Annotated in this window: 23 protein-coding genes and 1 tRNA gene; 17 read left to right on the top strand and 7 right to left on the bottom strand. The window is 51.5% G+C overall.

Going from position 1 to position 20,915, the window contains the following annotated elements:
- The first annotated feature begins 79 nt into the window (after positions 1–79).
- From EHV07_RS14690 to EHV07_RS14675, 4 genes are all read left to right on the top strand, one after another.
- On the top strand, positions 80–298 hold the full coding sequence (locus EHV07_RS14690) for a hypothetical protein (protein WP_147198751.1): 219 nt from the start codon (positions 80–82) through the stop codon (positions 296–298).
- Positions 299–432: 134 nt separating this feature from the next.
- The gene (gene tssD / locus EHV07_RS14685; protein ID WP_147198750.1) at positions 433–924 is read left to right on the top strand and encodes a type VI secretion system tube protein TssD; all 492 of its coding nucleotides are present in this window, start codon (positions 433–435) and stop codon (positions 922–924) included.
- A gap of 12 nt (positions 925–936) precedes the next feature.
- Positions 937–1,299 carry a tlde1 domain-containing protein gene (locus EHV07_RS14680; protein WP_147198749.1) on the top strand — a complete coding sequence of 121 codons (363 nt, stop codon included), beginning with the start codon at positions 937–939 and terminating at the stop codon, positions 1,297–1,299.
- Positions 1,296–1,763 (top strand): hypothetical protein, encoded by a 468-nt coding sequence (locus tag EHV07_RS14675; protein ID WP_147198748.1) that lies wholly within the window; start codon positions 1,296–1,298, stop codon positions 1,761–1,763. Before EHV07_RS14680 ends, EHV07_RS14675 begins: the two co-directional genes overlap by 4 nt.
- Before the next feature lie 458 nt (positions 1,764–2,221).
- On the opposite strand, the gene EHV07_RS14670 is transcribed toward EHV07_RS14675, so the two are convergent.
- Together EHV07_RS14670 and EHV07_RS14665 are read right to left on the bottom strand one after the other, a co-directional pair.
- Positions 2,222–2,297: transfer RNA gene (locus EHV07_RS14670), tRNA-Asn, on the bottom strand.
- A gap of 361 nt (positions 2,298–2,658) precedes the next feature.
- Complete coding sequence (locus tag EHV07_RS14665; protein WP_147198747.1) at positions 2,659–3,837, bottom strand: aminotransferase class I/II-fold pyridoxal phosphate-dependent enzyme; 1,179 nt, start codon at positions 3,835–3,837, stop codon at positions 2,659–2,661.
- 249 nt (positions 3,838–4,086) lie between these two features.
- Here EHV07_RS14665 and EHV07_RS14660 point away from each other — a divergent pair, with 249 nt between their 5' ends.
- The 9 genes from EHV07_RS14660 to EHV07_RS14620 all read left to right on the top strand — a co-directional run bounded on the left by EHV07_RS14660 (position 4,087) and on the right by EHV07_RS14620 (position 13,471).
- Positions 4,087–4,884, top strand: coding sequence for a MetQ/NlpA family ABC transporter substrate-binding protein (locus tag EHV07_RS14660; RefSeq protein ID WP_371419642.1), 798 nt, complete (start codon positions 4,087–4,089; stop codon positions 4,882–4,884).
- Entirely contained in the window at positions 4,881–5,906 is a 1,026-nt protein-coding gene (locus EHV07_RS14655) for a methionine ABC transporter ATP-binding protein (RefSeq protein WP_147198746.1), read from the top strand. The genes EHV07_RS14660 and EHV07_RS14655 overlap by 4 nt, the downstream gene beginning before the upstream one ends.
- Positions 5,899–6,567: a methionine ABC transporter permease gene (locus EHV07_RS14650; protein ID WP_147198745.1), complete on the top strand. Its 669-nt coding sequence runs from the start codon at positions 5,899–5,901 to the stop codon at positions 6,565–6,567. Before EHV07_RS14655 ends, EHV07_RS14650 begins: the two co-directional genes overlap by 8 nt.
- Before the next feature lie 18 nt (positions 6,568–6,585).
- A complete protein-coding gene (locus EHV07_RS14645; RefSeq protein ID WP_147198744.1) occupies positions 6,586–8,937 on the top strand; it encodes a molybdopterin-dependent oxidoreductase in 2,352 nt (783 codons plus the stop codon).
- A 159-nt stretch (positions 8,938–9,096) separates the two neighbouring features.
- Complete coding sequence (locus EHV07_RS14640) at positions 9,097–10,122, top strand: isopenicillin N synthase family oxygenase (protein WP_147198743.1); 1,026 nt, start codon at positions 9,097–9,099, stop codon at positions 10,120–10,122.
- Between the two features lie 5 nt (positions 10,123–10,127).
- Positions 10,128–10,931, top strand: coding sequence for a MetQ/NlpA family ABC transporter substrate-binding protein (locus EHV07_RS14635; protein ID WP_371419696.1), 804 nt, complete (start codon positions 10,128–10,130; stop codon positions 10,929–10,931).
- Complete coding sequence (locus EHV07_RS14630) at positions 10,924–11,712, top strand: methionine ABC transporter ATP-binding protein (protein WP_147198741.1); 789 nt, start codon at positions 10,924–10,926, stop codon at positions 11,710–11,712. Before EHV07_RS14635 ends, EHV07_RS14630 begins: the two co-directional genes overlap by 8 nt.
- Positions 11,700–12,368: a methionine ABC transporter permease gene (locus tag EHV07_RS14625; RefSeq protein ID WP_147198740.1), complete on the top strand. Its 669-nt coding sequence runs from the start codon at positions 11,700–11,702 to the stop codon at positions 12,366–12,368. Before EHV07_RS14630 ends, EHV07_RS14625 begins: the two co-directional genes overlap by 13 nt.
- A 17-nt stretch (positions 12,369–12,385) precedes the next feature.
- Positions 12,386–13,471 carry an iron-containing alcohol dehydrogenase family protein gene (locus EHV07_RS14620; RefSeq protein WP_147198739.1) on the top strand — a complete coding sequence of 362 codons (1,086 nt, stop codon included), beginning with the start codon at positions 12,386–12,388 and terminating at the stop codon, positions 13,469–13,471.
- On the opposite strand, the gene EHV07_RS14615 is transcribed toward EHV07_RS14620, so the two are convergent.
- On the bottom strand, positions 13,422–14,372 hold the full coding sequence (locus EHV07_RS14615; RefSeq protein WP_147198738.1) for an AraC family transcriptional regulator: 951 nt from the start codon (positions 14,370–14,372) through the stop codon (positions 13,422–13,424). The genes EHV07_RS14620 and EHV07_RS14615 overlap by 50 nt on opposite strands.
- Before the next feature lie 125 nt (positions 14,373–14,497).
- On the opposite strand from EHV07_RS14615, the gene EHV07_RS14610 reads away from it, so the two are divergent.
- Together EHV07_RS14610 and EHV07_RS14605 are read left to right on the top strand one after the other, a co-directional pair.
- Entirely contained in the window at positions 14,498–15,391 is an 894-nt protein-coding gene (locus EHV07_RS14610; RefSeq protein WP_147198737.1) for an SDR family oxidoreductase, read from the top strand.
- A 573-nt stretch (positions 15,392–15,964) separates the two neighbouring features.
- Complete coding sequence (locus EHV07_RS14605) at positions 15,965–16,279, top strand: hypothetical protein (RefSeq protein ID WP_147198736.1); 315 nt, start codon at positions 15,965–15,967, stop codon at positions 16,277–16,279.
- Positions 16,280–16,376: 97 nt separating this feature from the next.
- On the opposite strand, the gene EHV07_RS24560 is transcribed toward EHV07_RS14605, so the two are convergent.
- From EHV07_RS24560 to EHV07_RS14590, 4 genes are all read right to left on the bottom strand, one after another.
- Positions 16,377–16,520 (bottom strand): hypothetical protein, encoded by a 144-nt coding sequence (locus EHV07_RS24560; RefSeq protein ID WP_168199635.1) that lies wholly within the window; start codon positions 16,518–16,520, stop codon positions 16,377–16,379.
- 193 nt (positions 16,521–16,713) lie between these two features.
- Positions 16,714–17,394: an SOS response-associated peptidase family protein gene (locus EHV07_RS14600; protein ID WP_147200639.1), complete on the bottom strand. Its 681-nt coding sequence runs from the start codon at positions 17,392–17,394 to the stop codon at positions 16,714–16,716.
- Positions 17,395–17,664: 270 nt separating this feature from the next.
- Positions 17,665–18,696, bottom strand: coding sequence for a methionine synthase (locus EHV07_RS14595; protein WP_147198735.1), 1,032 nt, complete (start codon positions 18,694–18,696; stop codon positions 17,665–17,667).
- A 30-nt stretch (positions 18,697–18,726) separates the two neighbouring features.
- Complete coding sequence (locus EHV07_RS14590; protein WP_147198734.1) at positions 18,727–19,704, bottom strand: DUF1852 domain-containing protein; 978 nt, start codon at positions 19,702–19,704, stop codon at positions 18,727–18,729.
- A gap of 415 nt (positions 19,705–20,119) precedes the next feature.
- Here EHV07_RS14590 and EHV07_RS14585 point away from each other — a divergent pair, with 415 nt between their 5' ends.
- A complete protein-coding gene (locus EHV07_RS14585) occupies positions 20,120–20,626 on the top strand; it encodes a DUF2778 domain-containing protein (RefSeq protein WP_147198733.1) in 507 nt (168 codons plus the stop codon).
- On the top strand, positions 20,616–20,879 hold the full coding sequence (locus tag EHV07_RS14580) for a hypothetical protein (RefSeq protein WP_147198732.1): 264 nt from the start codon (positions 20,616–20,618) through the stop codon (positions 20,877–20,879). Before EHV07_RS14585 ends, EHV07_RS14580 begins: the two co-directional genes overlap by 11 nt.
- The last annotated feature ends 36 nt before the right edge of the window (positions 20,880–20,915 follow it).

Raw genomic sequence — 20,915 nt, 5'->3', positions numbered from 1 at the left:
CTCTGATTCTTCATCGTCTGACCTGAGGTTAAAAACGCCGCCGGATAACGTAACCGGGTCTCAAACAGAGGATCTAACCATGCTTATATTTAATGTTTTTGGCCGTACGCTGGGTGTGAAAGCAGTGAGTTCTGGATGGGAACTGTATCGGGTTGATCTCAATGAAAACAAAAGTTCTCGCCTGCGTGACTATGTGATCCCTGCGGATGTGGAAACAGAAGGTTTAGCTCAGTGGCTGGACGATATTTTTCATGAAATGGCGACCGAAAAACATCCGGTGGTAAAACGAATTTCCTGAAAAGCAAAAGCCCGCTTAAGTTTCCTTAAGCGGGCTTGTATTTTTTTGATGTATATCAATAAACTGCAAATGATGATTCATTCATATAGGAAGGTAATAATTATCCTCTCTGTCACGGAAAAGGAGTTCGCTGAATGGCTATACCTGTTTATTTATGGTTAAAGGACGATGGCGGAAACCCCCTCAAAGGCTCTGTAGACGTACATCAACGTGAGGGAAGCATAGAGATCACCGCGCTGGCTCACAGCGTGTCACTCCCCACGGATGACCTGTCAGGCAAGATAACCGCAACTCGCGAACATGTCCCCTTTATTCTCACCAAAGCACTGGACTCTTCCAGCCCGTATCTTTATCAATTCGTCAGCTCAGGAAAACGCTTAAAATCCGCAGAGCTGAAATTCTATCGAATTAATTACGCCGGCCAGGAAGAAGAATATTTTAACGTACTTCTTGAGAATGCCCAGATTACCTGTGTTGTCCCCTTTATGGAAGATGTTAAAGACCCGGACTACGAACGCCACGATCATCTGGAAGTATTCGAAATAACATATGAGAAAATCACCTGGAAATATCTGGACGGCAATATTATCCACTCTGATTCCTGGAAAGAACGCAGCGCGGCATAAGGAGCACGGCACATGACATGGACATACTCTCAAAATACCGGCGAGCTTTGGCACAACGGTAAATTAGTGGGTACAGGTTATTCGGGAAGTTTGACAAACAAAAACAATCCTGACCGCCAGCACGTTAAAGGGATGGGACCAATTCCACGCGGAACATGGCGTATTAGCGGCTATACGAGTTCGAAGGGGCCTATGACTATCACCCTGACTCAGGTTTCAGGTGATGGATTCGGGCGTTCCCTGTTTCGTATTCACGGCGAAAAGAGGCCACCAGCGGTTCCCGGTTTTGCTTCTGAGGGCTGCATAATAATGGGACCGCGCATTCGCTCAAAAATCATCCAGTCAACGGATAACACGCTGGAGGTGGTCAGATGATCGGGCGTGCCGTTGTTCTGGTCGCCTGTATTTTATCAATGTCGTGCTTAGCATCGTCGGGCGAATGGAGCGCTTATATTCGACAGGTAGAACAGGCGGACCATAAAACGCTCCAGGCACTGCCGGAGAAGATTGGCAGTATTGGCGATACCCTTGACGCTGAGCACTCGGTGGAACTGACGACCGCTATCAGCATGGCGCTGATTAAAGACCCTGTATCTGTGATTAACGCAACCAAACCGCTGGAAAAGAGTACAGACCGCTTACAACAGCGTTTCGGTACGTCATTTATATGCAGCATACCCGGCATGACCCAATTTACACAGGCCCAGATTGAAGCTTATTTTGCGAAGGCTGAACCGGCGCTAAAAATGGCTGGCTCAGTGGCAGCGGAATGTCTCGGGACGATGCGGGATACCCTTGCCGAGATCAGGCAAGAGATAGCGCAAAGTGCCACGAAATAACCCAGGAATGCCCGACTTATGATGATCCCACTATGCCGGGCCTTCTTAAAGCATGCTAAAACGTGGGCATTAACCCTAATCCACGACGAAAGAATATTCCGGTCGCCAAGTCTGAGACCTTTAAATTTCAATATTAACAAGGAATTATGTCAGCTACGTAGTTTTTATACCTCTGAAACTTAAATCCCGATATCTGCTGACTGCATCTGTCCTGGTTAAGGTTCAGGCTTTTATATTTTCAGAATCGATAGCCAGAGAAGGCTTAATGCTGCGAGTTTTCGCGTCGGACAGGGACATAGGGTGGTCGCGCCATTATCGAACCGAAATGACCATAAATCAGACCACCAATTTCGCCGGATGCGGAAGGGGAAATGAAAATGCATCGGGAAGAAATTTCACGCTAACTTGTTGAATCTAAATCGTATAAAGATTCGTGAAGATGCATGAAAACAGGAATATGGCTCCTCTGACTGGACTCGAACCAGTGACATACGGATTAACAGTCCGCCGTTCTACCGACTGAACTACAGAGGAATCGTTTGAACGGGGCGAATATTAGCGATGGGCTGAGGTGTTGTCAAAGAAGTTTTTGCTTTAAACGTGCAAAAGCTTAAATAACGAACACAGCTGCAGTGATAAGGCGGGAAATTACTCATTCATTGCGTTAATTGCGCGGTTAAATAATGTCAGATTTGAATGCTGTCCAGGTTAGCAATATTCACTGTTATCGCAGACAGACAACTATTGCTCCGTCACTCAACGCAGAGAATAAAAAAACGGCTTGTTTTTGCTCGGTGCAGAATTAACGCATGTGCAAGCTGGAGACCTTATATTCTTAAGGCGGTTTGGCAGTTGTCCACCTTGTTCGGAGGGAGCGAAAGAATCATCCCCAACCTTATACAAACAGCTTCAGCGCCGCTATTCGCTTCAGTGCTTCGGCTAAGGCATCGTCATCGGCCGTCAGGCTCAGGCGTACAAAACCTTCACCGCCCGCACCAAAGCCGTGTCCCGGCGCGACCAGCACTTGAGCATCACGCAGCAGCTTCTCGGTAAACTGTTGGGCGGTAAAGCGTGCGGGTACGGGCAACCACAGGAAAAAGGTGCCCTGACGCGCATCGAACCGCCAGCGCATAGCATGAAGTGCCTGAACCACCTTTTCGCGACGATGGTGGTAAATCGCGGCGAAATGAGAAACCGTGCTTTCCGGCAGATCCAGCGCGGTCACGGCAGCGTCCTGCACCGCGCCGAATACCGTACTGTAGCTGTGCGTATGCAGTTTTTTGAATGCGCTGATAATCGAGGCGTTGCCCACGGCAAAACCGAAACGCCAGCCCGCCATCAGAAAGGTTTTCGACAGCGTATAAATTTCCACGCCCCAATGCTTTCCTTCTGGCTGAGCCAGTAAACTCAGCGGCTTATCCTGTGCATGAACGCCTGTCGCCGCATAGGCGAAATCGTGCAGCAGCGGGATCTGCCACTGCTGAACAAATTCCAGCGCCTCGGCAAACAGGGTGGGAGTCGCGATGGCACCGGTAGGGTTATGCGGATAGTTCAGCATCAGCAGTCCGGCCTGCCGCGCAACGTTTTCAGGCACCTGGCCAAAATCGGGCAGAAACTGGCGTGCAGCATGCAGCGGAATACCATAAAACTCTGCCTGCGCCTGAACGGCGGCAGAACGGTAAATGGGATAACAGGGATCGGTTGAAATCAGATACTGCCCCGGATTGAGTAAGGACCGGGGCAGACCGGTAACGCCAATGTGCGCGCCCTGGAACACGGCGATCTCATGTTCAGGATCCAGCTCCACGCCATACTGGCGCTGATAAAAGCGAGCAATCGCCTGACGCAGCGCGGGTTTTCCCCAAAAAGAGGGATAGTCGTGATTTTCAGAGAGCGCCGCAGCGGCTTGCAGACGGGTGACCACCGCAGCCGGTGTCGGCTGACGCGGGCTGCCGGAAGAGAGATCGATCAGCGGACGTCGCGAGGTATCTATTTGCGCGGCCATTTTCTCAAGCACGCTAAACAGATTTTCTTCTAATTGATTTACCAGCGCAGAGGCAGAAAATACCGGCATTCTCATTCCGATTAAATAAAAACAGGACGTCACTATCGCATAGCGCATTGCGGCAGAAAACCGAATTGCAGCGCATCGGGAAGCAATAAATGAGATAATGTTATTCAGCAAATGCAATAACGTAATCTGAATATCCTTAGCGCAATAAAGCCATAAGTACAGCCCGGTTTAGGCTTCTTACAGTCAGTCACTCTGTGATTTAATCGCCTTGATTATTCACGTAGAGAGATTTTTATGCGCATGACATTGATGAGTAAATTAGTTGTGGCTTTACTTTCTTCTGCTGCGCTTTTTTCAGCGGCGCAGGCGGATGATAAATTAATTCGTATTGGTTTTAATCCAGGGCCGTATAAAGACCAGTTTCAGCAGGGCGTTGCGCCCTGGCTGGTAAAGAAAGGCTATAAAATAGAATATAAAGACTTTAGCGACGGCATTCAGGTTAACGATGCGGTCAGCCGTGGCAATATCGAAGCCAATATCATGCAGCATCCGGTCTATCTGAAGTCGGTAAATGAGCGTCTGGGTATTGATAATGTGGGGATCGTGCAGGTGCCTACGCCACCAATGGGCCTTTATGGCGGCAAAATAACCACGCTGGAGACACCTAAGCCCGGCACCGTTATTTCCGTTCCCAATCAGGCGCCTAATGAATATCGTGCGGCGCTGGTCTTGCAAAGTTTAGGCTGGCTGAAAATCCGCCCGGACAGCGACCCGGCCACCTTCTCTCAAAAATTCATCAGTGAAAACCCCTACAAAATCGTACTGAAAGAGATGGACAATGCCCAGCAGGTGCGCGCGCTGCCGGATGTCGATTTTGGCCTGATTCAGGGAAATTTTGCCGTTTCCAGCGGGATGAAACTGGATTCTGCGCTAAAGCTGGAAGCCCCCACCAGCCAGTTTATTAACGTTGTCACCGTAGCCGGGAAAAACCAGCAGGCGGCGTTTGCCAAAGATATTGTGGCAGGGTACCGCTCCGATGATTTTAAAAACTATATTCGTTCGCACCATCAATATGATGGTTATCTGCTGCCTGACTATTTCAAATGAGCCAGCCCGTTATTACATTTAACTCAGTCAGCAAAACCTTCTCGCGCAAGGGAGAAAATTTGCTGGCGTTAGAAGAGGTCAGCCTGACTATCCATCAGGGTGATATCTTTGGCGTTATTGGTGCGAGCGGCGCGGGGAAAAGCACGCTGCTGCGCTTAATTAACCATCTGGAAGTGCCCGATCGTGGCGAGGTGCGGATTAATGATGTCTCGCTACAGCACATTACTAAAAAACAGCTCAATGCGGTAAAGAAAGATATTGGGATGATCTTTCAACACTTCAATTTGTTGAATTCCCGCACGGTGTTTCATAACGTGGCGATCCCGCTGATTTTACAGGGGCGTGATAAACACTTTATTCGGCAGCGGGTGAATGAACTGCTGGCTTTCGTCAATCTCAGCGACAAAGCGCAGCGCTATCCCAACGAACTGTCGGGTGGGCAGAAGCAGCGGGTCGGCATTGCCCGCGCGCTGGCGACCAACCCGTCTATTCTGCTGTGTGACGAGGCAACATCGGCACTCGATCCGCACACGACGGTACAAATTCTGCTGTTGTTACAGGAGATTAACAAGCGCTACGGCATCACCATAGTGCTGATTACCCACGAAATGTCGGTGGTGCAGAAAATTTGTCACAAAGTTGCCGTGATGGCGCACGGGCGAATAGTCGAGCAGGGCAGCGTGCTGTCGCTTTTCGGTCAGCCCCAGGACGCCGTCACCGCCAGCTTTGTGCGATCGGTGATCCACGATCGCTTGCCGGAGCAAACTCTGGCGCGGATTAGGCAGCAGGGCCACAGTCGCGCGCTGCGGCTGGAGTTTATCGGCCAGACGGCTCAGCAGCCGATCATCAGTCAGTTGATGCGCAAGTTTCCGGTTGAGGTGAATATCCTGTTTGCCAATATGTCTGAAGTACAGAGCACAATCCTGGGTTTTATGATTGTGCAGATTGGCGGCAAAACGGCAGATACCGAGGCGGCCATTCGCTATCTCCATCAGGCAGGAGTGAAAATCAGCGATGTTTGAATTCTTTGATACCGCCGTTACCGGCGAGCAGTTTCTGCTGGCGCTGCACGACACGCTGGTCATGATCGGCATTTCGCTGGGGTTTGGATCGCTGCTCGGCATCCCGCTGGGGATGGTAGTGGTGGTCTGTCGGCCCGGCGGTATTTTACCCAATCGGGTGCTTCATCAACTGTTAAATCCGCTGGTTAACGTTCTGCGTTCGCTGCCTTTTATTATTTTATTAATCACCATCTTGCCGCTGACGCGCTGGCTGGTCGGCACCACTATCGGCACGGCGGGCGCGATTGTGCCGCTGGTGGTGTTTATCGCGCCTTACATTGCAAGACTGGTAGAAAGTTCGCTGCTGGAGGTTGACGAGGGCATTCTGGAATCGGCCAATGCCATGGGCGCGAGTACCTGGCAAACCCTCTGGCATTTTATGCTGCCCGAAGCCGCCTCCTCGCTCATCCTGGCGCTAACCACGGCCACCATCGGCCTGCTGGGCGCAACGGCAATGGCGGGCACCGTGGGCGGCGGCGGCATTGGCGATTTAGCCATTACCTATGGCTATCAGCGATTTGATGCCTTTACCACGCTCACCACCGCGCTGGTGCTCATTGTCATCGTGCAGCTACTACAGACGCTCGGCACGCGTCTGGCGCGTCGAATACGTCGTGAATAACCTTCAGGAGAGCCAATTATGTCAACGGTAAGCCATCCCTCTGACGACGATCGGGCAGCGGCTGAACATCAGCTCACCGTCACCCACTGGGGAACGTATCGCGTCACCACCGATAATGGCTTGCTGACCGCCGTTGAGCCGGTTGCATGGGACAGGCAGCCGTCAAAAATCGGTCTGTCGCTGCCGGGGGCCGTACAGGGTAACAGTCGCGTACGGCTCCCGGCAGTGCGGCTTGGCTATCTTCAGGGCAAGCCCGACAATCGTGAAGGACGCGGTAAAGAGCCGTTTGTGGAAGTGAGCTGGGAACAGGCGCTGACGCTGGTAGCAAGCGAACTTGAACGAGTGAAAACAGAGCACGGCAATCAGGCGATCTATGGCGGCTCTTACGGCTGGTCAAGCGCGGGCCGTTTCCATCATGCCCAGAGCCAGCTGCACCGGTTCTTAAACCAGTTTGGCGGTTACACGGCCAGCACCAACACCTACAGCATTGCCGCCGGAGAACGCGTGTTGCCGCATATCCTGGGCGATCTCGACGAGCTTCAGCGCCAGCACACGCATTGGGCGGAGTTGGCGCAGCACTGTGAGCTGTTCGTCGCCATAGGCGGACTGCCGCTGCGCAATGCTCAGGTCAATGGCGGAGGGGCCAACGATCACGCGCTTGGCTACTGGTTGCAAAGGCTGAGCGACAACGGCTGTCAGTTCATTAACGTCAGCCCGGTGCGCAACGATCTGGCCGGCGTGCCGGATGCGAAGTGGCTGGCGATCCGGCCTGGCAGTGATACCGCGCTGCTGCTGGCGATTTGCCAGGTACTGATTGAAGAAGATCTCTTTCAGCACGATTTTGTCGCACGCTATACGGTAGGGTTTGAGCGCTATGCGGCTTATCTGCGTGGCGATCAACAAGGCGAAGCCAAAACGCCGGAATGGGCCGCGCCAATCACCGGACTGGAGGCGACGGCCATACGCCAGCTGGCGAGGCAAATGGCGAAGAAAAAGACCCTGATTAATATGGCCTGGTCGGTACAGCGTGCACGGCAGGGCGAACAGGCTTATTGGGCGCTGGTTGCCGTGACGGCGCTGCTGGGGCAGATAGGCACGCCCGGCGGCGGCATCGGTTTTGGCTATGCCTCCACCAATCTGGCGGGGGCGGATCGGCGACGATTTTCCGGCCCGCGCATGCCCGCAGGCGACAACGCGGTCGATACGCGTATTCCCGTGGCGCGTATCGCCGATATGTTGCTGCATCCTGGTGACGCCTATGAGTTTGACGGGAAGACGCGAACTTACCCTGATATTCGCCTGGTCTATTGGGCCGGCGGCAACACCTTTCATCATCATCAGGATCTTAACCGCCTGATCGAGGGATGGCGGCGGCCGGAAACGGTCGTGGTGCATGAGCAGTACTGGACGGCACAGGCTAAATTCGCCGATATCGTACTGCCAGCCACCACTTCGCTGGAGCGGGAGGATATTGGCAGCGCCAGCAACGACGGCTTTATGATCGCCATGCGCCAGCACCTGCCGCCGTTCGCCGAAGCGCGTGACGACTATACCATTTTCTCTTTGCTGGCCGACAAGCTGGGCTTCGGCAGCCGCTTTACCGAAGGGCGCGATGTCCGTGGCTGGCTGGAAAATATTTATCAGGCGTCCCGTCCACGCGCAGAAGCGGAAGGCATTGCCCTGCCTGATTTCGCGACGTTTTGGGCGCAGGGCAAGCTGGAGTACGCACGCCCGTCGGAACCGCAAATCCTGCTCAAGGCTTTTCGCGACAATCCCGATGCTGCGCCACTCAGCACGCCGTCAGGTAAAATCGAGCTGTTTTCCGCTACGGTCGCGGCCTGGGGTTATGAGGAAGCACCTGGACACGCTTACTGGCATGCACCGGAACAGGCGGCGCAGCAGGAACAAAAACGGCGCTGGCCGCTGCATCTGCTCTCCAGCCAGCCGCGTACGCGCTTGCACAGCCAGTACGATCACGGCCTGGTTAGTCAGCAGAGCAAAATCCACGGGCGAGAACCGCTATGGATGCACCCGCAGGATGCCGCGGCACGGGACATTCGCGATGGCGAGATCGTCAAAGTTTTTAACGATCGCGGCGAGCTGCTGGCGGGCGTTATTTTAACGCCTGACATTTTACCGGGTGTAGTACAGATATCTACCGGAGCCTGGTACGATCCGTTAGATCCTCAGCAGGCGCGTTCGCTGGATAAACACGGTAATCCCAACGTATTAACAACGGATACTGGCAGCTCGCGCTTAGGCCAGGGATGCAGCGCACAAACCTGCTTCGTTGATATTGAGCGCTTTGATTTACCGCTGCCGGAAATTACCGCCTGGCAGCCGCCGCAATTTGTGAAATGGTCGCCATAAATTTTAACGTGCATGCCATTTCCCCAAAATGGGTCTGGCTGAATCATTAGCCGCATCAGACTCATAAAGCTTTTGCATATCGAAAGAACGATAACTTCGTAGTACAGCCCATGACGAAATGGCAAGGTAAAACCTTCTAAATAAGCAGGGCGAAACAAGATGAGCACAGCGCAGACATTATCCTTGCCGGTGATTGATCTTACTCAACTAAATGGCGATTACGGACAACGTAAAGCTTTCCTGGAAAAATTAAATAACGCCGCTCGTGACGTTGGATTCTTTTATCTGACCGGCCACGGTATTTCTCAGCGGTTATTAGATGATGTGCAACGTGTCTCCCGCCAGTTCTTTGCGCTGCCAGAGCAGGAAAAGCTCAGCGTACAAATGGCCAACTCGCCGCATTTCCGCGGCTATAACCGCGCGGGTTCCGAAATTACCCGCAGCCAGCCGGACTATCGGGAACAGTTTGATATCGGTGCGGAACGCCCGGCCATCGACAATCCTGACGCGCCGTGGGAGCGCCTGCAAGGCCCCAATCAGTGGCCTGAAACCTTGCCCGAACTGCGCAGCTTACTGACCCGCTGGCAGCAGGAGATGACCAGCGTGGCGCTGGAACTGCTGCGTGCCTTTGCCGAGGCGCTGTCGCTGCCGCGCAATGCCTTCGACGACCTGTACGGTGAGTTTCCCAACGAACATATCAAACTGATCCGCTATCCCGGCCGTGCCGATGGCGAATCTCGTCAGGGCGTCGGCGCGCATAAAGATTCCGGTTTTTTAACGCTGCTGTTGCAGGATGACCAGGCTGGCTTACAGGTTGAGGTGACGCCGGAAAACTGGGTGGATGCCGCGCCGTTGCCGGGATCTTTTGTGGTGAACATTGGCGAGCTTCTGGAACTGGCCACCAACGGCTATCTGCGGGCCACCGTGCACCGTGTGGTATCGCCGCAGGGCAATCGCGAACGACTGTCAGTGGCCTTTTTCCTTGGCGCGCAGCTGAATGCCGTGGTGCCGGTTTATCAGCTGTCTGAATCGCTGGCGAAACTGGCGCAGGGGCCAACCAGCGATCCGTTAAATCCGTTATTACGTGAGGTCGGCTGGAATTATTTAAAAGGCCGTTTACGTTCCCATCCTGACGTCGCCAACCGCTTTTATGCGGAATATTTAAATAACACACTGAGAAAATAAAAATGATGAAAGCTGCTTTTTATACATTAGCCGGGACCGCTTTATTTGTTGCACAAACGCTTCATGCTGCACCCTTGCGCGTGGCCGCCGATCCGGTTCCCCATGCGGAAATTCTGGAATACGTAAAAACGATCGATCCGAAACTGGATTTGAAAATTATTGAAATGAGCAGCGGCGGTATCAATCCGAATGAATTATTAGCTTCAGGTGAAGTTGATGCTAACTATTTTCAGCACCTGCCTTATTTAAAAGATCAGGAAAAAGCGTTGGGCAAAACCTTTAGCGTTGCCGCAGCGGTGCACATCGAACCTTTGGGCCTTTATTCACATAAGGTGAAGTCGTTGGCAGCATTGCCTGAAGGGGCCAGCATTGCGGTACCCAATAATGCGCCAAACCTGAGCCGTTCATTGTGGCTGCTACAGAAAAACGGATTGCTGAAACTGAAGTCTGTCGGCGATGCCGCTTCGACGCTGGTGACGCCAGCGGATATCAGCGATAACCCGAAAAAACTTAAAATAATCCAGATCGAATCGCCGCAGATCCCGCGTGCGCTGGATGATGTTGATGCGGCGATCATCAACGGTAACTATGCGCTGGAAGCGGGTCTGGTTCCGGCGAAAGACGCGTTAGCGTTGGAATCGGCCGATCATAATCCGTATGCCAACCTGCTGGTGACAACGCCTGAACGACTGAAAGATCCCCGCATCGCGGAGTTAGCGAAAGATCTGACTTCGCCGCAGGTGGCCGAGTTTATCCGTAAAAATTACAACGGATCGGTGATCCCGGTTGAAGGCCTTAAACATGATTAAACTCGAGAACATCAGTAAAAGGTATCCCGGCGCAGCAGCGCCGGCGTTAGCGGATATCTCGCTGACCATAGAAGCACGCACCATTTTTGGCATTGTGGGCCGCAGCGGCGCGGGAAAAAGCACCCTGTTACGCTGCCTGAACCGGCTGGAACAGCCGACCTCCGGGCGCGTGATCGTTGACGGGAAGGATATCAGCCAGCTCAGCGTAAAGCAGCTGCGCCAACAGCGTCAGCAGACTGGCATGATATTCCAGCATTTCAATCTGCTGCACTCCCGTACCGTTAATGACAACATTGATTTGCCGCTGGAAATCGCGGGCGTGCCGGTAAAAGCGCGGCAGGCGCGAGTGGCCGCCTTGCTGAAGCTGGTCGGGCTGGAAAAGTTTGGCGATGCCTGGCCTTCGCAACTCTCTGGCGGCCAAAAACAGCGCGTCGGCATTGCCCGGGCGCTGGCGGCCGAGCCGAACTATCTGCTGTGCGATGAGGCCACCAGCGCGCTCGACCCCGAAACAACGCGCTCCATTCTCGACCTGCTGGCGGACATTCAGCAGCAGCTCAACATCACGGTCGTTCTGATTACCCATGAAATGACCGTGGTAAAACGTATTTGCCACGGTGCCGCGCTGCTGGAGCAGGGCAGACTGATTGAAAGCGGCACGCTGGATCAGATTATGGCGCACAAAAATGGGCGGCTGCGGGAGATGCTGTTGCAGGATGGCGAGACCGACCGGGCGTTTCTGGCAAAACATCGGGTGGAGGTGGAGACGCGATGCGTAGCGTAAATTGGGATCGTTTTCAGGATTTGATGCTCAACGCCACGCTGGAAACGCTTTACATGGTGGCGCTGGCAGCGATCTTTACCGTGGCCATCGGTTTGCCCGTGGGCGTGTTGCTGTTTTTGACCCGCAAAGAAGGCATTATTCCAAACCGTACTCTGTCCATCGTGCTGAATTGCGTGGTGAATATCGGTCGTGCGCTACCCTTTGTGATTCTGCTGATTGCCATGATCCCGGTAACGCGGCTGATTGTCGGCACGGCGCTGGGCAGCACCGCCGCCGTGGTGCCGATTACGCTTGGCGCATTCCCTTTTTTTTCCCGCATCGTGGAAAACGCGCTGGATGAGGTCGATCGCGGTCGTATTGAGGCCGTGATTTCGATGGGCGGCAGCCACTGGCATATTGTGAGCCGCGTGCTGCTGCCGGAGGCGCTTCCTGCATTGGTTGCCGGCATCACCCTGACGACGGTGATGCTGATTGGCTTTTCTGCCATGGCCGGTGTGGTGGGCGGCGGCGGATTAGGCGATCTGGCTATTCGCTATGGTTATCAACGCTTCGATAACACGCTGATGGCGGCGACGGTAATCGTACTGCTGCTGCTGGTACTTCTCGTGCAGAAATCAGGCGATCGTCTGGTTCGTTCATTAGCTTATCGTCGCTAAATTATAAGGATGTCGGCATGTTTACCATAAAATCCCCAGCTCGCTATGAACAGCAGGCCGGGCTACGTCATCAGGCGGGTGAACTGATCCGTCCGCTGGCCGCTCACTTACGCATTCTGACTTCACCGCGTGCCTGGCGGGCGGTGAACCCGTCGCTGAGTGAAAGCCTGGATCGCACCGGGATCCGCTGGCAGCTCGACTATTTGTCCGGGGAATGCACAGACGACAATATCGCGCGGTTTCAGCAAAAGCTGCTCGAACAGGGCGCAGAAGGCATTCTGGCCATTGGCGGCGGTCGCGTGCTGGATACGGCAAAAGCGGTTAATAACGCGCTGGGCGATCGTGTACTGATTGCGTTGCCGACGCTGGCAGCAACCTGTGCAGCCTGGTCGCCGCTGGCGATCGTGTATAACGCGGCGGGCGGCCATCTCAGAAGCCAGCCGCTGGACGCGATGCCGGCACTGATCCTGGTCGACAGCGAGGTGATTGCGCAAAGCGATGTGCGCTATCTGCGCGCAGGGATCGTTGATGCACTGGCAAAATGGATTGAGTTTGAACCTTATCAGCGGCACAACCCGCATCAGCTGGCGCTGGATGTAAAGGTGTCGGCGGCATGGCAGGCCGTTGAGATTTTCCAACGCTGGGGCGAGGAGGCGGTGCGGGATAATCAACAGCAGCAGGTTACGCAGGCGCTGGAAAAGGTCATTGAAGCGAATATCGTGCTGGCCGGGCTGGCAAACAGCGTGCGCGGCTCCCTGGATACGCCGGGCTTTGCGCATGTCATCCACGATGCGCTAACGCATCAGCCCGAATTACACGGCTGGCTGCACGGTGAAAAGGTGGGGTTCAGCCTGCTAATCCAGTCGCTGGTGGCGAACCGCAACGATCAACCCGATGCTGAACTACTGGCGCTGCTGCGTCATTTTGGCAGTCCGCTACGTTTGCCCGCTTTGCAGGGCGATCGCGCTGAGCGTATTGAGCAGATTGCCGCCGCCATTCACTTTCCCACAGCCAGTCTGGGCGATTTGCCGTTTACCCTCACGCAACCGGCGCTTAAAGAGGCGTTGTTGATGACTGACGTGAGAGATTTTGGCGATCGGTAATCTTGTTGGACAACCTTCCCGGAGAGCAGCCAATAACGCGTTTAAACGCTTTTCCAAAAGCGCTTACTGATTCATAGCCTAATGATGTTGAAATGCGCAGGATGGAATCATCTGAATTCTGTAACCGGTCGCAGGCCAGCATCATTTTCCATTGCGTCAGGTATTCAATCGGTGCAGTACCTACCGTTTCCTTAAAGTGTTTTGCAAAGGCTGAACGGGACATACCAGCCTGTTTTGCAAGCTTTTCCAGCGTCCAGTTATGCCCGGGGTTATCGTGCATACAGGCAATTGCGACGCTCAGTTGTTTATCCTTCAACGCAATAAGCCAGCCGCTCTTCGTCTCAGATCTGTCATTCACGTGTAGACGCAGCGCCTGGATTAACAGCATAAACGCCAGCTGTTGCACGATCAGCCCGCTGCCAGGCTGAGGATCCCGCACCTCCTCCGCCATCCTTTCAAGCGCCCAGTACATTGCTGCCCGGTCTGAGCTTTTCTGAATATGCACAACGGGTGGCAGTGAACGTAAAAGCATCTGCGCAGGGCGGCCAGCCAGCAGAAAATGACCGCCGACAAGAAAACAGGCCGACTTTTCGTCAGCTTTTGCGGCTATATCTGAAACCATTTCGGTACGAACAGCCTGAAAGTCGATCGGTTGCAACGATAAATCGGTCGCCAGTTGGAAAGGCGGGCCAGGGGGCAACAGATAGCAATCACCGGCAGTAAGCCGTACAGGCTCGGCAAGACCCTCCACTGACAGCCAACACGCGCCTGACACCACGGCATAACATTTCACCCCGTCATGTGACGGCCATTGCACCGCCCGTTGAGGGTTCAGGACGACTCCGCCTGAAACATAGCTTTCAGGTTTAAGTAGCGATAGCAGCTGAGAAAGCGGATCCATACCTGCTCCGGACGATTAGACATAAAACAGCGACTCTGTAACATAGATCGTATTACAGCTTACCCCTAAAGTAGCCGTACCGGGTTGTAACAGCAATCCATTACTGACATAAGGGCGGGCTGAAGATGCGTATTTTTCTCACGGGTGCGACCGGTTTTATTGGCACGGCTGTTGCCGCTCAGCTGATTGCTGCCGGCTATCAGGTCATCGGGCTTGCCCGAAGCCAGCAGGGGGCAGCAGCGCTATCTGCCGCAGGCGTTGAGGCTCATTTCGGCGACCTTGCGGATCCTGACAGTCTGCGAAGCGGCGCTGCGTTAAGTGATGGCGTAATACATACCGCATTTAATCACGATTTTTCCACCTTTCTTGCGAACTGTGAAACGGACCGCCGGGTTATTGACGCCATGGCCAGTGCGCTGAAGGGAACGCAGCGGCCGTTGATTATTACTTCTGCCGTCGGGCTGGGGTCATCAGGGCAGAACGTGCTGGCTGTTGAAAACCATTTTAATGCTGAACATCAGAACCCGCGTAAGGCGTCAGAGCTGGCAGGTATCAATGCATTAAAAGAGGGCGTTAATGTCTCTGTGATCCGGCTTTCGCAGGTTCATAATCCCTTAAAGCAAGGTTTAATTACGCCACTGATTGAGATTGCCCGGCAAAAAGGATTTTCCGCCTTTATCGAAGAGGGCCAGAATTGCTGGTCGGCAGTCCATCTCAGCGATGCGGCTTTGCTGTATGTTCTGGCGCTGGAAAAAAATAGCCCGGGAAGTCGATATCATGCCGTGGCAGAAGAGGGTATTACGATGCGCAAGATTGCTGAAACCATTGGCTATATTCTTAACGTGCCGGCCATAAGCATTGACGCAGCCAAAGCAGCAGAGCATTTCGGCTGGATGAGTAAATTTGTCGCTCAGGACATGTCGGCTTCAAGTGCAATCACGCAGCAGCAACTAAAATGGCAGCCGCAGGGACCCGATTTGATCGGCGATCTTAAGCAAGTGCGTATCCATACCCGGTGACAGCCAATACTGACGAAACAACATCAGTCAGTAAGGCTGGAGAGGATGTCCGTTTCCAGGTTTTAAATGCCAAAAGTTATCAGCCTTCCCTGATTGCTATAAACCCCAGAGGTACGCCGCCACAGAAGCTGTCGGTAACAGACTTGGCCAATCTGACCGTTAAAAATGGAGAACTTTGCATTTCACCTAACTTTTATCGGTTCCCGGCTAAAGGGCAATTCATTGTCCAGAACATACTTGACGTCCCCGGCGAGCAAGGTTCATAAAGAAGCGTTGTTACGGGCGTGGAATTTTCAGGCAGCCATGTTGTGAATATATCCCTCACAGACGGGGGAACAACGCGTTAAGGTAACCATAATGAATGCCTTCTGGCGCGATATTCATTTGTAATGTGATTCATATATAACTGGTTACGTCCATGTTTTGCATTGGTGGGGCAGTATTGCGCATGCGTCTCGACCAGCCGATTGTGTAGTGAGATATATTCACCATTGTGGGCCAGGATAAAAATGTTACACTTGAGCTGCTCGCCATTCAGGCATTTGATAATTATCCTTTTTAAGGAAGAAGAGAGTGAACATTAGCCAGGAGAAACTTTTGCAGTCAGGTTTCACGCAAAAAGAACTGCGAAAAATTAAGATTAACGTGGAAAGATTCGGTGGAACGCTTGATGTGGCTATCCAGGATCTGGCCTGCCGCTTCAGGCTTTTGACCTGGATTACTGCTGTTTGTGCAGTGATATTCATACTTTTGGTGGTTTTTAGCTCGCCTGTGAAAATTATCGCTGGGGGCGTGGCCTTCGTTTTTGGCATTGCCATTATGATGTTTGCACAACCCCCGATACTCTCCTACAAGTCATGGCGTTACTGGAGAAATAACCGCTGTTAATTTTTGTCGCCATCAACCGTTAACAGGTCAAAGATCACTTTTGCTTTGACTCCATAACCTACGATTTTCATCGTCAGTTTAGGACGAGTTAAAGAATCTATTTTTCTATGTCACGCAGATGAAATGAAGAAATCGTATTGGCAACGTTTATCAGCTTACGGGCTTCCAGGTTCACCATCGTTTCAGCCCAGTACTTATTTCTTCCTCCGGACTGCATCATTGTGAGTAGCGCCGCATCCATTGTAATTCTCCATGTCAGATTTAGTTTATGAGCAGTTTAATATTTTTAAGTGAAAGCATGAAGCTCAATGATCAAATTTCAGTTGAGAGATCAAGAGGAAAGATTTAGAAGGCCTGAATTTGCGGGCGTTTTAGTCGTGAATAATAACAATGTCAGATTGCGACGCTCATAAATTCGCATCTCAGTTTTTACCTCAAACCAGTGGCTCTTCAATCTCTTCAATAAGCTCTTTGCCCTGGTTGTGAATATTGCCAACCTTGCTGGTCACCGGATGCCAGCGGAAAGCACTTTCCGGAAGCGCTGCCTCTGCTGCAATTTTCTGGGCGCGAGAGGATGAGGTCTCCTGACTCAACCACTCTTTGACTGCATCAGCAGTGAGTACCAGTGGTCTTCGATCGTGTATATCTACCATGCTCCCAGCGCTGGCCGCGGTCACAATCACGAATCCCTCTGCGGCACGTTCCTTATCGTAAGGTGCCTTACCGATGGCAGCAAAAAAGAGGGGCTCATCATTTTTATGATGAATGAAGTAAGGTTGCTTATTTTTACCGTCTTTTTTCCATTCAAACCAGCCATCGGCTGGAACGACAGCCCGACCATGATTCCATAAAGGTTTAAACATTCTGCCGGTAGCCGCCGTTTCGCCACGGGCGTTGATCAGCGGCTGCTTGTCCCACCATTCCGGCGCATATCCCCACAGCACAGGATCCAGATGCAAATCATGGTCGCGTTCATTCAGCAAGAGCACCTTCGTACCCGGCGCGACGTTGTACCGCCCGACAGGTTCAGGGTCATGAATGATTTCACCGTCGCCAAGGCCGAGGAGATCAAAGTATTCATCACGACTGCGGTATTGCGCAAAACGTCCACACATAGTATTTCCCTCCTCCGTTAAGCATAGCTTCAGCTGAATACCACGCATGAACAGTCCAGAGTGTATTGATCACGATCCGCGTAACCGGCACAACGGGCAATAGTGAAGTGGAATAGCGTCGAAAGGGGCAGGAAAATCACTCAGGATGGAAGTATCGTATTGAATATAAAAACATATTAATCAGTCCGGGAAATTCCTGAGATAGTTGACGATTATCCATATCGCTCAACCCGGACTGAGTTTTTCATTAAGGGAACTGATTTGGCGAAGTTATTTAGCCAGCAGTTCTTTTCTGACGATTTCTGCGCCTGCACTCAAGGCATTTAACTTACCTGTTGCGACCTGACGAGACAGGGGAATCATGCCACAGTTGGTGCAAGGATAGAGCTTGTCAGCATCGACGAACTGTAGTGCTTTACGTAAAGTCGCCGCGACTTCTTCTGGCGTTTCAATGGTATTGGTTGCCACGTCAATCGCGCCAACCATCACTTTCTTGCCACGGAGTAGCTCAATAAGCTCCATGGGAACATGAGAGTTTTGACACTCCAGTGAGATGATGTCGATATTAGATGTCTGCAATTTCGGGAAAATTTCTTCATATTGGCGCCACTCTGAGCCCAACGTCTTTTTCCAGTCCGTATTGGCTTTAATGCCATAGCCGTAACAAATGTGCACGGCGGTTTCACACTTCAGTCCTTCAATGGCTCTTTCTAAGGCGGCAATGCCCCAGTCGTTTACCTCATCAAAGAACACATTAAATGCAGGCTCGTCGAACTGGATAATATCAACGCCCACAGCTTCTAATTCTTTGGCTTCCTGATTAAGAATTTTAGCGAATTCCCAGGCAAGCTTTTCACGACTTTTATAGTGGCCGTCATAGAGCGTATCAATCATCGTCATCGGACCAGGCAGCGCCCATTTAATTGGCCGATCGGTCTGCTGACGCAGGAGTTTGGCATCTTCAACAAAGACAGGCTTCTGACGTGATACCGGACCGACGACTGATGGCACACTCGCCTCATAGCGGTTACGAATTTTAACGATCTCACGCTTCTGGAAATCAACCCCGTCAAGGTGTTCAATGAAGGTCGTAACAAAATGCTGGCGCGTTTGCTCGCCATCACTGACGATATCAATACCTGCCCGCAGCTGATCCTCAAGACACAAACGCAGAGCATCTTGTTTGCCATCAATTAATTCCTGATCCTGGAGTTTCCAGGGAGACCAGAGTGTCTCAGGTTGAGCAAGCCAGGAAGGTTTAGGTAAACTGCCAGCAGTCGACGTAGGTAATAACTTTTTCATAATAATAGATGACCTTGTATATTGGGTTAATCAAAGAACGGAATCAGCAGACCATTGCGCAAGAATAGCGTGATAAGGTTTGATGAACTGCTCTTCGGTAAACTTTCCCTGTTCGATTGCCAGCTGGCTACGTTCTTCTCGATCATAAACGATGCGAGTTAAAGAATAATCCTGGTGGTTCAACTTTGGTTGATAGTGTTTTGCTGCTGCAGAATTAGCATTGTAAATCTCAGGCCGGTAAATCTTTTGGAATGTCTCCATCGTGCTGATGGTACTGATAAGCTCAAGATTAGTGTAATCGCCGAGTAAATCGCCGCTAAAATAGAAGGCCAAAGGCGCGACGCTGTTTGCAGGCATAAAGTAGCGAGCCTGCAATCCCATTTTAGAGAAATAGTGATCGGTCAGGGAAGGTTCATCCTGCGCATATTCGATGCCCAACACCGGATGCTCGTTACCCGTACGGTAATAGGTATTTTTACTTGATACACTCAGACAAATAACCGGCTGTTTACTGAACTGTTCTTTGTAGTTATTTGAATTTACGAAGCATTTAAAGATGTTACCGTGCAAATCACCAAAGCTGTCAGGAATAACGAATTCGGCTCTGTTTTTATTATGCTCAGGCAGCAACACGCTAAAATCATAATCCCGTACGTAAGAGGAGAAATTGTTGCCGACAATGCCTTCAAGACGTTCGTTGGTTTTTTTATCAACGATATTCGTTTTTAAGATTTCAATCACCGGGAAGGTCTTACCGTTGCCTTCAACATCAATTTCTGCGGAAATGATTTCAAGCTCAACAGAGTAACGATCGCCTTTGGGATTATCCCAATGCGCCAGGGAATTGAAACGATTGTCAATCATCATTAAAGCGTTGCGCAAGTTCCCCTGGCGGTTCTCGCCCCGGGCCAGGTTAGCGAAGTTGGTCGTGATGCGCGTGTTTTTGGAAGGGTTATAATTCTCATCGAGAGAAGTACGCTTAATGGTAAATGCAAAGTCTTTATTCATCGTCATCCGCTACCCTAATTTCTGAGATAAAACTGAATTTATTTATTTCCGGAGTTTCTGGTTTTATTCAGAGTTTTTAATGTTGTTTATGGTTAATAATATTGTCTATTTTATACCTAAGTCATTGATTAAGTGAAAGTGATATAAATTCAACGAACATGAGCCATTTTCATGATCGAGGCTGGTGGGTTTGCAGGTTTCTCTTTGCCACTGGATCCCCGCATGAACGCCTGTGCACTGCCAGGAAGCAACGAGCTGCTGACTGAACGGGTGTGACAAACGTTTCCTGTCGTAATTCCTGTCACGTGCATGCAGGCCTGCTAAGCACCTGGTACCAAAAGGGAAATTTTCAGGACATTTTTTTAGCAGTGTTATGATAATCCAGCACTTAAATTGTAAGAAAGGTAAGGGAAAAATGCCAATACCGGGCAAGTTTGTTATTAATAATCAGGAAATGTCAGCGCTCACCATGTTTGGTGTGGGCACCTTTGCTGCATACTCAGGGAATAAAGAATCCCGCAACCGGGTCAGCGACGTAGCCGTTCCTATGCAAGGTCCAATCCCCCCTGGGAAATATTATATTGTTGACCGGCCAACCGGCGGTTGGAAAGGCGTTATTCGAACTGACCTCCATGATTTTTACTCATGGCCAACCTCACCCCCTGTGATTAAAGCCGAATGGTTTGCTCTTTACAGGCAGGATGGAAGGATTGATGATTTTACCTGGATAAATGGCGTGAAACGGGGAAATTTTCGTCTACATCCGCCGGGCCCATTAGGGATTTCTGAAGGTTGCATTACGTTGAAAAACCGTACTGACTTTCTGGCTATCCGTCAAAGCCTGTTAAGTACTCAGCCCCAAAAACTGTCTAAGGGACTTTTAACGTATGGCACGATTGAGGTAATCACTGATGGAAAATAAACGTATACCGACCGGCTTAAAACTCTCTATTTTTGCCGCTGCCCTTATCGTTCTGTTCTTCATTCTCCAATGGCTTGGTACGGCCAGCTATGAACACTCTCACTTCTGGGAAGCGACCGCGGACCTGTTTGGTGATACCGATCTTGAAGGATTTATCATGATGAGTCTTGGGCTGATCAACCTTGTTCTTGCTGCCGTTGTTTACAAATTTACCGTGCGAATGATTGAAAAACGCCTGAACAAAGTAGGGTGACATACTCACATATTACAGTGGCCTTGCCTCTGCGGT

The organism is Pantoea sp. CCBC3-3-1 (genome assembly GCF_007981265.1).
Lineage (GTDB): Bacteria > Pseudomonadota > Gammaproteobacteria > Enterobacterales > Enterobacteriaceae > Erwinia.
This window is presented reverse-complemented; position numbering and strand designations above follow the sequence as displayed.

Coding starts and splice junctions, on each gene's coding strand:
- EHV07_RS14690 (WP_147198751.1), top strand. CDS start 80: ATGCTTATATTTAATGTTTTTGGCCGTACGCTGGGTGTGAAAGCAGTG.
- tssD (WP_147198750.1), top strand. CDS start 433: ATGGCTATACCTGTTTATTTATGGTTAAAGGACGATGGCGGAAACCCC.
- EHV07_RS14680 (WP_147198749.1), top strand. CDS start 937: ATGACATGGACATACTCTCAAAATACCGGCGAGCTTTGGCACAACGGT.
- EHV07_RS14675 (WP_147198748.1), top strand. CDS start 1,296: ATGATCGGGCGTGCCGTTGTTCTGGTCGCCTGTATTTTATCAATGTCG.
- EHV07_RS14665 (WP_147198747.1), bottom strand. CDS start 3,837: ATGCCGGTATTTTCTGCCTCTGCGCTGGTAAATCAATTAGAAGAAAAT.
- EHV07_RS14660 (WP_371419642.1), top strand. CDS start 4,087: ATGAGTAAATTAGTTGTGGCTTTACTTTCTTCTGCTGCGCTTTTTTCA.
- EHV07_RS14655 (WP_147198746.1), top strand. CDS start 4,881: ATGAGCCAGCCCGTTATTACATTTAACTCAGTCAGCAAAACCTTCTCG.
- EHV07_RS14650 (WP_147198745.1), top strand. CDS start 5,899: ATGTTTGAATTCTTTGATACCGCCGTTACCGGCGAGCAGTTTCTGCTG.
- EHV07_RS14645 (WP_147198744.1), top strand. CDS start 6,586: ATGTCAACGGTAAGCCATCCCTCTGACGACGATCGGGCAGCGGCTGAA.
- EHV07_RS14640 (WP_147198743.1), top strand. CDS start 9,097: ATGAGCACAGCGCAGACATTATCCTTGCCGGTGATTGATCTTACTCAA.
- EHV07_RS14635 (WP_371419696.1), top strand. CDS start 10,128: ATGAAAGCTGCTTTTTATACATTAGCCGGGACCGCTTTATTTGTTGCA.
- EHV07_RS14630 (WP_147198741.1), top strand. CDS start 10,924: ATGATTAAACTCGAGAACATCAGTAAAAGGTATCCCGGCGCAGCAGCG.
- EHV07_RS14625 (WP_147198740.1), top strand. CDS start 11,700: ATGCGTAGCGTAAATTGGGATCGTTTTCAGGATTTGATGCTCAACGCC.
- EHV07_RS14620 (WP_147198739.1), top strand. CDS start 12,386: ATGTTTACCATAAAATCCCCAGCTCGCTATGAACAGCAGGCCGGGCTA.
- EHV07_RS14615 (WP_147198738.1), bottom strand. CDS start 14,372: ATGGATCCGCTTTCTCAGCTGCTATCGCTACTTAAACCTGAAAGCTAT.
- EHV07_RS14610 (WP_147198737.1), top strand. CDS start 14,498: ATGCGTATTTTTCTCACGGGTGCGACCGGTTTTATTGGCACGGCTGTT.
- EHV07_RS24560 (WP_168199635.1), bottom strand. CDS start 16,520: ATGGATGCGGCGCTACTCACAATGATGCAGTCCGGAGGAAGAAATAAG.
- EHV07_RS14600 (WP_147200639.1), bottom strand. CDS start 17,394: ATGTGTGGACGTTTTGCGCAATACCGCAGTCGTGATGAATACTTTGAT.
- EHV07_RS14595 (WP_147198735.1), bottom strand. CDS start 18,696: ATGAAAAAGTTATTACCTACGTCGACTGCTGGCAGTTTACCTAAACCT.
- EHV07_RS14590 (WP_147198734.1), bottom strand. CDS start 19,704: ATGAATAAAGACTTTGCATTTACCATTAAGCGTACTTCTCTCGATGAG.
- EHV07_RS14585 (WP_147198733.1), top strand. CDS start 20,120: ATGCCAATACCGGGCAAGTTTGTTATTAATAATCAGGAAATGTCAGCG.
- EHV07_RS14580 (WP_147198732.1), top strand. CDS start 20,616: ATGGAAAATAAACGTATACCGACCGGCTTAAAACTCTCTATTTTTGCC.